Here is a 14412-nt window from a genome sequence, read left to right on the forward strand (position 1 = left end):
CCCTTTCGTTCATATTATTATTGATTATCCTCAAGCCATCTTGTTGCACAATAAGCCATGCAGCTAGCTCCAATCGGACATACATCTTCATTAAACCTAACTTTTGGATTATGCGCCCCATAATCTCCTCTTTCATCCATATATCCAGCAGAAAGATACATAAATGTTGCCGGTATACGCTCTGCAATGTTGGCAAAGTCTTCGGACGCGTTTGCCGTAACTCCCGGATATGGCATCATCCCTGGAATTTCTAATTCTTTCATATAATTAACAAATTCATCTGTCAGTTTTGAATCACAGATTAACGGTGGTACTTCTGAAAGCATTGTAATTTCTACAGAGCCGCCATAGGTATCTGCTGTTTTTTCTGCCACTTCTTTCATTCTTCGAACCATTAGTTCTCTCTCTTTTTTATCATTGCAGCGTATTGTTCCTTCAAGCACAGTTGTCTCCGGAATAATATTTGCTGCTGTTCCTGCAACAAATTTTCCTACAGTCATCACACAAGATTTTGTGGAATCTACTTCTCTTGCCATAATTGCCTCTAACGCCAAATAAACGTGAACTGCAATATTAATCGGATCAATTGACTGCTCCGGATATGCTCCATGAGAACCTTTACCTTTTACTTCAATTCTAAAACCATCTACCGAATACATCATTGCCCCGCTGTTATTATACATATAAATCCCAACCGGCATCCTTCCTGAACCTACATGATAGGCAAGCGCAGCATCAACTTTTGGGTTCTCAAGAATTCCATTTGCAATCATATTTTTACTTCCCTCAAAAGTTTCTTCTGCCGGCTGGAACATAAATTTTACAGTTCCTTTCAGCTTTGCTTCATTTTCTTTCAACATTTTAGCTGCAGTCAGAAGCATTGCCGCATGAAAATCATGTCCACAAGCATGCATCTCTGTCCCTGTAGGACACGCAAATGGTTCACCACTCTCTTCCGGCAAAGGCAGTGCATCCATATCCGCACGGAGCATTAGTACTTTCCCTCCATGTCCTAATGTAGCTGTCACTCCATATCCACATTCTTGAGGTTCCACCCCATACTCTCTTAATTTCTCCATTACAAATTTCTTTGCTTTCGGCATATTCAGCCCAACTTCAGCATTTGTATGCAGAAAACGACGATTGGCAATTGTCTCTTCTTTTAGCTCCAGAGCTCTTTCATAATAATTCATTTTGTTTCCTCCTTTGATAGATTCTCCGTCCAAATTTGTTTTAGAATATTTTTGGAATATTTACGGAATATTTTTAGAATATTTTAACAACACTTTTGGAATATGTCAATCAAAATAAAACAAATATAATTATCTTTATCACATTGATTATATTTTTCATGTTCTTTTCGCAACTTTTACCTTGAGTTCTATAGGACTTTCCGTTAGAATAGATACGAGGTGGTTACCATGAAGGCAAATATTGTTATTATTACGAGTATATATCTTCACTCTTACATTGAAAAAGTATTTGAAGAATTTCATAATGAGTGTGATGTCACAATTGTTGACTATACAACTTTTGAACACATCGGCACTATTTACAGAAAATATGAAGATACCGCAGATGGTTTTATGATTAGCGGCAGTGGAACCGTTGCTGCAATCAAGCATGATATAGGCGAGTTTAAAAAACCTGTCATTTCTTTTCAAGCGGATTGGCTTTCTTTTTATCATGCATTAGTTACTCTTTTTCTCGCACGAAAAGATTTAGATTCTAAACGCTGTATTTTTGACTTTTTACTTCCGCTCAGTCATGATTTTGAAAATACTTCTGACATATCTGTTGAGTACCTGATTCGTCAGTTAGATCAAAAACAACTGGATATAACCATGAACGAGTGGATTGATGCAAATACTATCGGCAACTTTTCACTCGTCATATCTGATATTGCTGATAAAACACTTAAACTTTGGAACAGCGGAAAAATCGATATGGTTTTATGTTCTTACAGCAGCCTTGCCCCTATATTGGAGTCCAATGGCATTCCCTATTATTTCTTCTATCCAGTAAAATCCCAATTAGAAGCTCAGATTAGAGAACTGTTATCGGAAATTCAATTTGAAAACTATATAGAAAATCTTCCTGCTGCGATTGCCATTACAGAATTCAATGACACAACCGTACCAGAATCCAAAGAAAAGTTTTACAATATTGTTCAGAAGATTAAAAAAGATTTCTTGATCGATGCCATCACACAGTTTGAATCCGGCACCCATTATATTTATACAACGCGCCGCGTTATTCTAATGATTACAAAAAATTTTGAAACCGGATATTTTACAACCCTGTTAGAAAATGAATATCAGCTTTCCGCTGCTGTCGGCTATGGAATCGGAAATACAATTACAGAAGCCAAAAAACATGCAGAATATGCACTGCATGAATCTAAGCTTTCCGGCGGTTGTTTTGCTATGACAGAATCGCGTCAATTAATCGGACCGCTCGACAGCTCCAAGCTCCCTGATTTACAGCAGAATCTTTCTGAAACTCTTTTTAAAACTGCCGAAGCATGCAAATTATCTACCTTAACACTGCAAAAACTAATTTCTATCATAAAGATAACCGGATCTCGCGAATTCACTACGAAAGAGCTTGCATCTTATTTGAAAGTTACAGACCGTAATGCAAATCGTATTCTTCGTAATCTTGAGAACGGAGGCGCTGCCACTATCATTCATACGCGCTCTACAACTTCAAAAGGACGCCCAGTAAAAGTTTATCAATTAAATCTTTAAAACGAAAAACAGGAGCATGTCAATATTTGCTCCTGTTTTTCCTTTCACACTACTTTTCTATTCTATTTATTTTCCCATATTCAAAAGAAAGACTTTTCATATCAGTCAAAATCTGTTTCACAAGCTGAAGGATATCTTCATCTTTCTCCACCTTATTCTTACGTTTCTTCTCATAAATAAAATATGGCGGCGTCTCTACCTTAAACTGCAGCTCGCCTTTATATTTCTGCAGAAGTACCGGAATCTGCTGTGCGTTGACTTTCGCTTTTTCGTACATTGTAAACTGAAATACATCTCCCTTTTGTTCTACTGCTGCCACATAAGCGCTGTGGGCAAGAGATTTCAGCAGCGCCACATTTAAAAGTTTCTGTACCTTTCTCGGAATATCTCCAAACCGGTCAATTAACTCCTCGATCATATCATCCATTTCTTCTTCTGATTCGATTGCTGCAATCCTCTTATAGATGTCAAGCTTCTGATATTCATTTGCAATATAAGACGAAGGAATAAAGGCATCGATATTCAGATCCAGTGTTGTCACAAAATCTTCTTCCTCTTCCCGCTCTCCTTTTAGATGTTTCACCGCCTCATTCAGCATCTTACAGTACAGATCATATCCCACTGCTTCCATATGTCCATGCTGTTCCGCTCCAAGCAGATTTCCTGCGCCTCTGATCTCCAGATCACGCATTGCGATCTTAAAACCGGAACCAAGATCGGTAAACTCACGGATCGCCGCCAGTCTTTTCTCTGCCACTTCTTTCAGCAGCTTATCACGTTTATAGAGAAGAAATGCATACGCCATCCTGTTAGAACGTCCCACCCTGCCGCGAAGCTGATAAAGCTGCGACAGACCGAAGCGGTCTGCATCGTGAATAATCATTGTATTGGCATTGGAAATGTCAAGTCCGGTTTCAATGATGGTTGTAGAAATGAGCACATCAATCTCACCATTAATAAATTCAAACATAATTTTTTCTAATTGATGTTCCCGCATCTGCCCGTGGGCATATTCTACGACTGCATCCGGAACAAGTTTCCTGATCCGATCTGTGATCTCTTCAATATCGTTGACGCGATTGTACACATAATATACCTGTCCTCCTCTGGAAATCTCACGTTCAATCGCCTCCCGCACCATCTCATCACTATATTCCATCACATACGTCTGAATCGGCATACGGTCCATTGGCGCTTCTTCCAGAACACTCATATCTCTAATTCCGATCAGACTCATGTGAAGCGTCCGCGGGATTGGTGTCGCCGTCAATGTCAGTACGTCTACGTTTTCTTTTAATTTTTTGATCTTTTCCTTATGCTGTACCCCGAACCGCTGCTCCTCATCAATAATTAGCAGCCCCAGATCTTTATACACGATATCATCGCTCAGAAGCCGGTGTGTTCCGATCAAAATATCTACCAGTCCTTTTTTCGTATCCTCTATCGTTTTTTTCTGCTGGGCGCTTGTTCGGAAACGGCAGAGCAGATCCACCCGCACCGGAAATTCCTTCATTCTCTGTAAAAATGTATTATAATGCTGCTGAGCCAGAATCGTTGTCGGAACAAGATATACAACCTGTTTACTTTCCTGCACTGCCTTAAATGCTGCCCGGATCGCAATCTCCGTCTTTCCGTATCCCACATCTCCGCAGACAAGGCGGTCCATAATCTTCGTACTTTCCATATCTTCCTTCGTAGCCGCAATCGCTGCCAGCTGGTCATCTGTCTCCTCAAACGGGAACATTTCCTCAAATTCCTGCTGCCAGATCGTATCCGGCCCATACTGGAATCCCTGCTCTTTTTGTCTTGCAGCATAAAGCGCTACCAGATCTTTCGCAATATCCCGCACGGCGCTGCGCACACGGGCTTTTGTCTTTTTCCACTCCGTTCCGCCAAGCTTATTTAACTTCGGCGTCTTTGCATCCGCACTGGCATATTTCTGTATCAGATCAAGCTGCGTTGCAGGAATGTAGAGATTTCCTCCTGCCGCATAAGCAATTTTAATATAGTCTTTTGCTACCCGGTCCACTTCCATCTTCTCAATTCCCTGATAAATTCCGAGTCCATGTGTTTCATGTACCACATAGTCTCCAATCTTCAATTCTGAGAAGCTCTGTATCCGCTGTCCGTCATACGTCTTACGTTTCCGTTTCTTTTTCTTTTTTCCGAAAATGTCCGTCTCTGAAATGACCATGAATTTCAGCATCGGATACTCATATCCTTCTGTCACATGGCCATAAGACACCATAATCTCTCCCGCTCCTACTGCCCGTTCCTGATCTTCACTGTAGAAACTGCTCAGATCATAGTCTCTCAGATCCTCCGCAAGACGTTTTGCCCTCGTCCTGGAACCTGACAGAAGAATTACCCGGTAGCCGCTTCGTTTCAGCCGCTTCAGATCTCTTGTCAACGTCTCAAAACTATTGTTATAGGGATTTACCCCCTTTGCTGTCAGCAGATAACTGTCTTTGAGCTGAAATTCCGGATTTCTCGTATCTAACATAGAGAATCCTATCATGGAAAATCCGTTCATCTTCTTTACAATCTCTTTTACCGAAAAGAGTTTCATTTCTTCCTCTGATACATGATAGCCACTCTCAAATCGATTGGTCTGCGCCTGAACAAACTCTTCCTCTACCGCATTGCCCTTTTCCAGCAATCTCGACGGCTCATCAAGAAACAAAATCGTATCTTTCGCATCAAAATACTCAAGAAATGACTTTCTTTTTGCCTCTTCTTCCGGAAACTCTGTTGCCGGATAGATCAGAACCTCTTCCAGATTCTCAATAGAACGCTGGCTTTCCACATCAAAAGTACGGATGGAATCCACTTCATCTCCCCACAGTTCAATACGGATTGGCACTTCCTCCGTCAGTGGATAAATATCGAGAATCCCTCCGCGCACTGCAAACTGTCCCGGCGCCTCAATCTGTACTTCCCTGTCATATCCGAATTTTACAAGACACGCTTCCATACTCTGAAGATCCAGTTCATCTGCTGCCCCGATCCGAATCACTCGCTTCTTCATCTCTTCCGGCGGGATCAGAGAATCCATAAAACCGTCAAAGCTTGTAACAACCGTCAGCTGTTCCTCCTCCATCCATGCCTGAAGCACTTCCATTCTCTCCCGGATCAGTTCTTTTCCCCGGATATCTGCCTGATAAAAGAGAAGATCCTTTGCCGGATAATAGTAAATGTCTGAATCAAGAAACCGATACTCCTCAAACATCTCCTTCGCCTTAGATTCACTGGCACAGATGATTAATTTGTGTCGGAATCCTTCACTCAGCGCATACATCATGTGTGTCTTCTGAGAAGTAACACAACCTGAGAGAAGCAGCATTCCACCGCCTGTCTTACTCTTTTTTCTGATTTCCTCAAATTCTGCCAGCTCATAGAGCGGCTCTACAAAAGCCTTCATCTTAAGACTCCTTTACAACAACTTTTTTGTTATATTCATTCATTGCTTCTTCAATCGCTCCGGCTACAATCAGTTCTGCTGCTTTTACTGCTCTTTCATAGCCCTCTTCCATAATTTCCCGTTCTCCTTTGGAAAAATGTCCAAGCACATAATCTGCCAGATCATAGTGTTTTGGCTTCTCACCAACTCCGACTTTAATTCGCTGAAACTCCGTTGTCCCAAGCTGAGCAATAATATTTTTAATCCCATTATGCCCTCCCGCACTTCCTTTTTTCCGGATACGGATCTGTCCTACATCAAGACTGATATCATCAAAGATTACAAGCAGCTCACTTTCTTCATCAATCTTATAGTAATCTACAATACTCCTTACACTCTCCCCGCTAAGATTCATGTATGTCTGCGGCTTCACAAGAACTACCTTCTGTCCTCCGATCACGCCCTTCCCGCAGAAAGCTCTGTGCTTGCGCTCCTCTACAGAAATATGATATTGATCTGCCAGTCTGTCTATGACATCAAATCCCGCATTATGTCTTGTACCTTCATATTCTTTTCCCGGGTTTCCAAGTCCTACAATAATAAACATCTTCTATCTTCCTCTCTTTTCTTAATCTATTCCTAAGCCCATGATTATGAATACTTTTCTGCGCTGTCTCATATATTATTAAAAACAACATCAGAATTTTTCATGAATCAGGAGGCCTGTATGAATTCAAAAACTAAAATCGTTGTACTTCATATGAAGGAAATTATCTACACTGTCATTTTCGCTGTTCTGACAATTCTTCTCATCCTTTTTCTCTTCTTTATGTTCGGTTCCGGTCACAAAAAAGACGCCTCCAAAAGCGCCTCCTATGTGCCAGGTGTGTATACTTCGGGGATTACTTTAAACAATATGGAACTGGAAGTCGAAGTTACTGTTGATAAAAACAAAATCAACTCCATTCGCTTTGTCAATCTGAGTGAAGCTGTCACTACTATGTTTCCTCTTATCCAGCCAACTATTGAAGAAATTGCAGAACAAATCTGCGAGAAACAATCCCTTGAAGACATTTCCTGTTCTGAAGATAATCCGTACACTTCCCGCATCATTTTAGATGCCATCGAGACAGCATTGAAAAAAGCCACAGCGTCATAAAACTGTGGCTTCTTTCCTGTCGTCCGAATCCGGACCTTCTGGATTCCTCTGTTATCCTTCTACAATCAGATAACGTCCGTCAGATAATGCGAATACTTCGGATGCTTCTTCGATCTCTTCATCACTCATACCGTCCACATCCATTCCTGCTTCATCAAGGTATTCTTTCACTTCCTTCACGGAATCTACGACAACAGCCATACAATCTTCCAGAAACGCTTCTGCTTCCTCAAGTGTCTCTGCCACCGGTTCATCAAATAACTGTGCCTGTTTCTTTAAGAATACTCTTAAACATTCTTCATCATATTCGTACATTGTCTCTCCTCCTCATATGTCCTATATTAAACATAATGCAGCAATTCTTCCGGTCTGTCAATTATTATTTTTGCTCCCGCCTCAGAAAGAAGCGTTCTGCCGCGAAATCCCCAGGCTGCTCCGACTGCCGGAATGCCTGCATTTGCCCCGGTCTGAATGTCTACTTCCGAATCTCCAATGTAAATACATTCCTTGATATCCACGTCCATCTGTCCGGCAATCCGTACAACTCCGGCCGGATCAGGTTTTCGCGCAAGACCTTCCTCCTGTCCCTGTACAACATCAAAAATCCCGTCTCCGAAAATATTTCTCACGACATCTACTGCCTGTTCATGCGGTTTATTCGAATGTACCGCAAGACGTATTCCTCTCTCCTGCAGATCTTTTAGTAATTCTAAAATTCCTTCATACGGCTTCACATGATAAAGACAGTTCTCAGAAAATATCTTTAGATACAATTCCATTGCTTCTTCCATATGTGTAAGTTCTCTGTCTCCTCCTGCTTCCAGTGCAGCCATCACTAATTTTCTCGCACCGTTTCCCACAAATGCCCGGCATTGCTCCGCTGTAATCGGATTCAGTCCTAAGTTTTCCAACGTCTGATTCGTCGCATATACAAGCGATTCCAGTGTATCTGTCAGCGTTCCGTCCAGATCAAATATACATACATTCATTCCTGCCACATCCTTTCGGAAACATGATAACACGCTCAGGCTTTGCTTGCAACGAAAAACGGCAACCCCGGCATTAAAACATTGCCGAGCTTGCCGTCTGCACGATGATGCTCAATAAGATGATCGCTGCAATTCCCGCTTTTTTCAGGAACCGTTTTCTTTTTTCCGCACACATGCTTTCTATCAACCCCTTACATTACAGTATATGCAGGGGCTGCATTTTTTATTCCTGTATGTGCTTACAAATTCAGCTACTCTAAATAATGCTTCATTGTTCTCAGCGCATTCTTTTCCAAACGACTGACCTGCGCCTGGGAAATGTGAATATCCTCCGCTACTTCCATCTGCGTTCTCCCATGGAAAAAGCGAAGCTCGATAATATAACGCTCCCGTGGATTCAAATGGTTCATTGCCGCCTGAAGAGACAGCTCCTCTATCCAATTTTCCTCCCGGTTCTTTTTATCACTGATCTGATCCATCACATAGACTGCATCGCCGCTGTCATTATATACCGGCTCCTGCAGACTGACAGGACTTTGGATCGCATCAAGCGCAAATACGATATCTTCTTTTGAAATTCCAATCTCTTCTGCGATCTCCTGAATCGTTGGCTCTTTTAAATTTCTTTTCACATAACTTTCTTTCGCATAAATTGCTTTATAAGCGGTGTCTCTGAGCGAGCGGCTGACACGGATTGAATTATTGTCTCTCATATATCTGCGAATCTCTCCGATAATCATTGGAACCGCATAAGTAGAAAACTTTACATCCAGTTCTGTATTAAAATTATTCACTGCTTTAATCAGCCCAATGCATCCAATCTGAAACAGATCGTCCGCATTTTCGTTGCTGCCGGAGAAACGCTTAATTACACTCAGAACCAGTCTGAGATTTCCGCGGATATATTCTTCCTTTGCCGCTTCATCTCCTGCCTTGATCCGCTCAAACAGAGCGTCTTTTTCTTCCTCTTTTAGCAGCGGCAGACTTGACGTATTGACACCGCATATTTCCACTTTATTTAGCGCCATGCTAGTATCCTCCTAGAAAGATTTCTTTCTAAGATTCTTCACCTATACCGGCGCTTCTATACAATTCTAAGGAAAATATAAAAATTAATAGACCTTGACAAACTCTTCTGATCTTATTTCTTTACAGATCCACATCATCTCTGTCCCATTTATCAGCCAGATTATGAATCTGTGATTCAAACTTCGCCAGATCTTTATTGGCAAGCCCCTCATTCTTCAAAACAACATTCATGAGGTGTCTTGCAGCTGCAATGACACGTTCAAATGCACTGCGTGCTCTTGCAGTAGACGGCTTCTCAACACTCTTCTTCGGTTGTTTTACGCCTTCTGTCAGAATCTTTCCGGAAGCGAGATCTACCATTCCGCCGGAATACGGTGCAAATGCCGGAATCCCAAATCTGTCCGTAATCGTCTGAGCAAAGGAATCTGTAACCTGATCCTCGCCATGTACTACAAATACCTGCTCCGGTTTCTTTTCAAATCCATCAAGCCATCCAAGCAGTCCATTCATATCTGCGTGACCACTGATACCGCGAAGAGATTCGATCCTCGCATGAACCTCGATCGTCTCTCCAAAGAGCTTCACAACCTGGGCTCCCTCAAGGAGCTTACGTCCAAGCGTTCCTACTGCCTGATATCCGACAAACAGAATCGTATTCTCTTTTCTCCAGAGATTATGTTTCAAATGATGGCGAATCCGACCTGCTTCACACATACCTGAAGCGGAAATGATTACTTTCGGCCGCTCGTCTGCATTGATCTGTTTTGACTCTTCGCTTGTAATCGTTGTCTTTAATCCCGGAAAGATCAGTGGGTTGATTCCCGCATTCACAAGAGCCAGTGCATCTTCGTCAAAGCACTCCCTCATATTCTTTGTAAATACATGCGTTGCTTCAATTGCAAGCGGGCTGTCTACATACACTTCAAAGCCCGGAAACTCCGGAAGCAGATTCTTCTCTTTGATCTCACGAATGAAATACAGCAGTTCCTGCGTACGGCCAACCGCAAAGGAAGGTACGACAACATTGCCGCCTTTTTGAAATGTCTCCCGAAGGATTCTTGTAAATTCTGTCACATAATCCGGTATCTCATCTCCGTGCGTCCGGTCGCCATAAGTGGATTCAATCACAACATAGTCTGCGGATCTTACCGGTGTCGGATCTTTAATAATCGGCTGATTCACATTACCTACATCACCGGAAAAGACAATCTTCTTCTCCACATCCGCTTCCTTGATCCAGATTTCAATACTTGCCGATCCGAGCAAATGTCCTATATCTGTAAATCTTACCCGGACACCATCACACAGATCTATGATCTGGTTATAGCCGCACGGTGCAAGATGTTCGATTGCCCCCAACGCATCCTGCATCTTGTACAGCGGCTCATATAATTCTGCTCCGGAACGCCTTGCCTTGCGGTTGCGCCACTCAGCCTCGAATTCCTGAATATGGGCACTGTCACGAAGCATAATGTTACAAAGATCTGCTGTAGCAAATGTGGTAACAATCTGTCCTGTAAATCCATTTTTATAAAGCAAAGGGAGCAAACCTGAATGATCAATATGTGCATGTGTTAAAAGTACATAATCGATTTCCCCTGCTGTTACCGGCAGTTCCTGATTCTCATACAAATCCGGCCCCTGCTCCATACCACAGTCAATCAAAATGTGTTTCCCGTTCGTTTCCAGTAAATGACAGCTTCCTGTCACCTCATGCGCTGCTCCTATGAATGTTAATTTCATAAGTTCAACCCCCTTTGTCAGTCATAATATTATGTCAAAAGCATTTATCTTCCAATATTATATCATAAATCTGACTATTTTTTTATATTTTACAAAAATATAATATTTTTTAACATATTTTTATTCATATCTGACAATTTCTCTTCGAAGCCGCTGCATGATTTTTTTCTCCAGTCTGGATATATAAGACTGAGAGATTCCAAGAAGATCTGCAACTTCTTTCTGTGTCTTTTCTTTCCCATCCGGTTCATTCAGCCCAAATCTCATCATCACAATCGTACGCTCACGGTCAGACAGCTTTCCAATCGCCCGGATCAGCACTTTCCGCTCTGCTTCTGTCTCCATATCCTTGTAGATCGTATCTTCCTCTGTACCTAAAATATCCGACAGCAGCAGTTCATTTCCGTCCCAGTCCACATTAAGCGGCTCATCTATCGAGACTTCCATTTTCGTCTTACTGTTTCTGCGCAGATACATAAGAATCTCATTTTCAATACAGCGGGAAGCATATGTAGCCAATTTAATATTTTTACAAGGATTAAATGTATTGATTGCTTTGATCAGCCCAATGGTTCCAATCGAAATCAGATCTTCCACTCCTACTCCCGTATTGTCAAATTTTTTTGCAATATAAACAACTAACCGAAGATTATGTTCAATCAGAAGCTTTTTTGCCTCTTCATCGTATTCCGATCCAAGATTCCTGATTGCTTCATTTTCTTTTTCTGCCTCCAGCGGCGCCGGAAGCACCTCCGAACCGCCGATATAATGTACTTCCTGTTCTTTCTGAAACAGCAGTGTCCGAAGATTTGGAATCACTTTAAATTTAAACTGGTGTGGTACGGCAACTTTAATGACCATTTTCCTATCCCTCCTAAAATATATCAGGATTTAAAATCATCTGGCAGCTCCCCTGAAAAACCGCTTTTTCCTGGCAGATTCCGATTAAAGGTTTCTCAATACAGATACTCTCTTTTCCCGATTCTACAACCATCTTTTCTGCAAAAATCGCCGGAATCATTCCTTCACTCTTTCCAACAGAATGAAATGGAATCATGCGAATTCCCTGCACCTTCTGTCTCTTCCACTCCTTTGGCATCGTCTCTGCACCCAGTACATGAACCGGTACTTTTGTAATCGGATCACAGAGCTGATTTCCAGTATCAATCAGCGCTTCTACGGTATGGGAAATTCCATTCAAATACACCGTCACTTTGCATCTGTAATTCTGAATACTCCGCAATTGTGCCAGCATCCAGAAAGCTCCCTGCATCACTTCATAACTGATTGCAGCAATCAGCACAAAAAGCCCCGCTGTTTTCACATGACTCCCGAGAAACTGCATCGCACCTCCCAGAAAAAAAGCGCATATGTAAAGGAGTAAATACGCTTGAAGAAACTTTTTTCTTTCCTTGATTTTAAGTCCTGCTCGAATCATAATAGTATTTATGACAATATGGAACAAAATGAATTTCATCAGAAAATGATGCCCCGGTATGCAGATAACCGCACAGGTAGAGATTGCTCCCATAAATGCTCCCGCAAAGATTGACACATGTGTGGCAGTACATGTGAGGATTCTGCTTACTGCCAGTAAAAGCAGATAATCCATCATAAAATTTACGAGAAACAAGACATCTATATACAATTCATAATACATGTTCCGCCCTCTTTCTTCTTTTGATACAAAATCGATTTGGTATGCAAGCAACGTTTATTATAGAATAAAATATTTTAGAATTTTGTCAGATGCAGTAAGAAAAACCGGAAATCTTTCGACAGGAACTGCTATCTGCAACTTTTTACAGGAAATGCGTTTTCGATTACATCGGATTCCGAAGAGATTTTCTATGTAACCAAAAAAAGAGTCATCGGACGGCAATTGTTCTGCCTGTCACAATGACTCTTCTGATTATGTTCTGATTCTTTTATAGCATTTCTTATCTCTTAAAGAAATCCGGAATCTTAATGGACTGTTCTTTCACTCTGCTTCCCTGCGGAGCCTTTGGCTGATTGAAAGAAGGAGCCTGATCAGATGTTCTCTGAGAATACTGTCCCGGTGTGTAATGCGGTGTCGCATACTGTCCCGGTGCCATGCTGTAGTCAAGACCTCTCTGTGTTCCCTGGTGAGGAGCCTGCTGTCCGCCAAATACGGATGCCTGACGCTGTCCTTCCAGTCTTGATTTCAATTTTGCTGCTGCGCCTCCGGTTGTATGAAGACCTGTAGCGATAACTGTAATGATTGCTTCATCTGTCTTAGAATCATCATACATCGCACCAAAGATGATATTTGCCTCTTCTCCTGCAAGATCCTGAACATATTCTGCTGCATCACTTGCATCCATAAGAGAAATATCTCCGGAAATATTGATGATAACATGAGAAGCACCTGCAATTGTTGTCTCAAGCAATGGACTTGCTACAGCCTCTTTTACTGCATCCAATGCTTTCTCATCACCCTTACCATAACCGATACCGATATGAGCAATACCTTTGTCTGTCATAACTGTCTGAACATCGGCAAAGTCAAGGTTGATCAGAGACGGTACATTGATCAGGTCTGTGATTCCCTGAATACCCTGCTGAAGTACCTCATCCGCTTTCTTTAAAGCTTCCGGCATTGTTGTTCTTCTGTCAACGATCTCAAGAAGCTTGTCATTCGGGATGACGATTAATGTATCTACATTTTCTTTTAATTTCTCAATTCCTGATAACGCATTGTTCATACGAGTCTTAGACTCAAAGTGGAATGGTTTTGTAACAACACCTACAGTCAAAGCACCCATGTCTTTTGCGATCTTTGCAACAACAGGAGTTGCACCTGTTCCTGTTCCGCCGCCCATACCACATGTAACGAATACCATGTCTGCACCTTTTAATGCTGCCTGGATTTCTTCTGCACTTTCTTCTGCTGCTTTCTCACCGATCTCCGGTTTTGCTCCTGCACCAAGTCCTTTTGTAAGCTTGTCTCCAATCTGCATTAATGTCGGAGCCTTACATAACTGAAGTGCCTGTTTATCTGTGTTGATCGCGATAAATTCAACACCAACGATCTGTTCATCTATCATTCGGTTGACTGCGTTATTTCCGCCTCCACCGACACCAACCACTATAATTCTTGCTGCTGCTTCTGATTCATTTGTCTTAATTTCTAACAAGAGTTTCTCCTCCTTTGTCACCTTTTATCTTTATACTTCCCTTGCTGCCTTTTCTTATTTTAATAGTGCAATGTCCACATAGTTATATAATATAAGTTTTCTGGAAAATAATCAATAGCATTTTTTCTATTTTTCTAAATTTTTATGCTTTTTACGGGAATATTTTTTGTTTCTTAAAATGCAT

Annotated in this window: 12 protein-coding genes; 2 read left to right on the forward strand and 10 right to left on the reverse strand. The window is 41.6% G+C overall.

The window, feature by feature from the left end:
- Nucleotides 1-17 precede the first annotated feature (17 nt).
- Nucleotides 18-1193 (reverse strand): amidohydrolase, encoded by a 1176-nt coding sequence (locus KFE17_06690; protein ID QUO33403.1) that lies wholly within the window; start codon nucleotides 1191-1193, stop codon nucleotides 18-20.
- Between the two features lie 228 nt (nucleotides 1194-1421).
- Between KFE17_06690 and KFE17_06695 the strand changes: the two genes are divergently transcribed.
- Nucleotides 1422-2750 (forward strand): hypothetical protein, encoded by a 1329-nt coding sequence (locus tag KFE17_06695; protein ID QUO33404.1) that lies wholly within the window; start codon nucleotides 1422-1424, stop codon nucleotides 2748-2750.
- Nucleotides 2751-2799: 49 nt separating this feature from the next.
- Here KFE17_06695 and mfd read toward each other — a convergent pair whose 3' ends face one another.
- Nucleotides 2800-6171, reverse strand: a complete 3372-nt coding sequence (gene mfd / locus KFE17_06700) for a transcription-repair coupling factor (GenBank protein QUO33405.1) — start codon at nucleotides 6169-6171, stop codon at nucleotides 2800-2802.
- A gap of 1 nt (nucleotide 6172) precedes the next feature.
- The gene (gene pth / locus KFE17_06705) at nucleotides 6173-6757 is read right to left on the reverse strand and encodes an aminoacyl-tRNA hydrolase (protein QUO33406.1); all 585 of its coding nucleotides are present in this window, start codon (nucleotides 6755-6757) and stop codon (nucleotides 6173-6175) included.
- 120 nt (nucleotides 6758-6877) lie between these two features.
- Between pth and KFE17_06710 the strand changes: the two genes are divergently transcribed.
- Nucleotides 6878-7309, forward strand: a complete 432-nt coding sequence (locus KFE17_06710; protein ID QUO33407.1) for a hypothetical protein — start codon at nucleotides 6878-6880, stop codon at nucleotides 7307-7309.
- A gap of 51 nt (nucleotides 7310-7360) precedes the next feature.
- Here the strand turns inward: KFE17_06710 and KFE17_06715 are convergent, their stop codons facing one another.
- The 7 genes from KFE17_06715 to ftsZ form a co-directional block, all read right to left on the reverse strand.
- Nucleotides 7361-7624 carry a glyoxalase gene (locus KFE17_06715; protein ID QUO33408.1) on the reverse strand — a complete coding sequence of 88 codons (264 nt, stop codon included), beginning with the start codon at nucleotides 7622-7624 and terminating at the stop codon, nucleotides 7361-7363.
- Nucleotides 7625-7650: 26 nt separating this feature from the next.
- Nucleotides 7651-8298, reverse strand: a complete 648-nt coding sequence (locus KFE17_06720; protein QUO33409.1) for an HAD family hydrolase — start codon at nucleotides 8296-8298, stop codon at nucleotides 7651-7653.
- A gap of 251 nt (nucleotides 8299-8549) precedes the next feature.
- Entirely contained in the window at nucleotides 8550-9326 is a 777-nt protein-coding gene (gene sigG / locus KFE17_06725) for an RNA polymerase sporulation sigma factor SigG (GenBank protein ID QUO33410.1), read from the reverse strand.
- Between the two features lie 121 nt (nucleotides 9327-9447).
- The gene (locus KFE17_06730) at nucleotides 9448-11070 is read right to left on the reverse strand and encodes an MBL fold metallo-hydrolase (protein ID QUO33411.1); all 1623 of its coding nucleotides are present in this window, start codon (nucleotides 11068-11070) and stop codon (nucleotides 9448-9450) included.
- Nucleotides 11071-11190: 120 nt separating this feature from the next.
- Nucleotides 11191-11931 (reverse strand): RNA polymerase sporulation sigma factor SigE, encoded by a 741-nt coding sequence (gene sigE / locus KFE17_06735; GenBank protein ID QUO33412.1) that lies wholly within the window; start codon nucleotides 11929-11931, stop codon nucleotides 11191-11193.
- A gap of 13 nt (nucleotides 11932-11944) precedes the next feature.
- A complete protein-coding gene (locus KFE17_06740) occupies nucleotides 11945-12730 on the reverse strand; it encodes a sigma-E processing peptidase SpoIIGA (protein ID QUO33413.1) in 786 nt (261 codons plus the stop codon).
- A gap of 280 nt (nucleotides 12731-13010) precedes the next feature.
- Nucleotides 13011-14228, reverse strand: coding sequence for a cell division protein FtsZ (gene ftsZ / locus KFE17_06745; protein QUO33414.1), 1218 nt, complete (start codon nucleotides 14226-14228; stop codon nucleotides 13011-13013).
- Nucleotides 14229-14412 lie beyond the last annotated feature (184 nt).

The sequence above is a fragment of the Faecalicatena sp. Marseille-Q4148 genome, from assembly GCA_018228665.1.
GTDB lineage: Bacteria > Bacillota > Clostridia > Lachnospirales > Lachnospiraceae > UBA9414.

Excerpts from the sequence above, each read along its gene's own strand:
- KFE17_06690 (QUO33403.1), bottom strand. The coding sequence starts at position 1,193 with ATGAATTATTATGAAAGAGCTCTGGAGCTAAAAGAAGAGACAATTGCC.
- KFE17_06695 (QUO33404.1), top strand. The coding sequence starts at position 1,422 with ATGAAGGCAAATATTGTTATTATTACGAGTATATATCTTCACTCTTAC.
- mfd (QUO33405.1), bottom strand. The coding sequence starts at position 6,171 with ATGAAGGCTTTTGTAGAGCCGCTCTATGAGCTGGCAGAATTTGAGGAA.
- pth (QUO33406.1), bottom strand. The coding sequence starts at position 6,757 with ATGTTTATTATTGTAGGACTTGGAAACCCGGGAAAAGAATATGAAGGT.
- KFE17_06710 (QUO33407.1), top strand. The coding sequence starts at position 6,878 with ATGAATTCAAAAACTAAAATCGTTGTACTTCATATGAAGGAAATTATC.
- KFE17_06715 (QUO33408.1), bottom strand. The coding sequence starts at position 7,624 with ATGTACGAATATGATGAAGAATGTTTAAGAGTATTCTTAAAGAAACAG.
- KFE17_06720 (QUO33409.1), bottom strand. The coding sequence starts at position 8,298 with ATGAATGTATGTATATTTGATCTGGACGGAACGCTGACAGATACACTG.
- sigG (QUO33410.1), bottom strand. The coding sequence starts at position 9,326 with ATGGCGCTAAATAAAGTGGAAATATGCGGTGTCAATACGTCAAGTCTG.
- KFE17_06730 (QUO33411.1), bottom strand. The coding sequence starts at position 11,070 with ATGAAATTAACATTCATAGGAGCAGCGCATGAGGTGACAGGAAGCTGT.
- sigE (QUO33412.1), bottom strand. The coding sequence starts at position 11,931 with ATGGTCATTAAAGTTGCCGTACCACACCAGTTTAAATTTAAAGTGATT.
- KFE17_06740 (QUO33413.1), bottom strand. The coding sequence starts at position 12,730 with ATGTATTATGAATTGTATATAGATGTCTTGTTTCTCGTAAATTTTATG.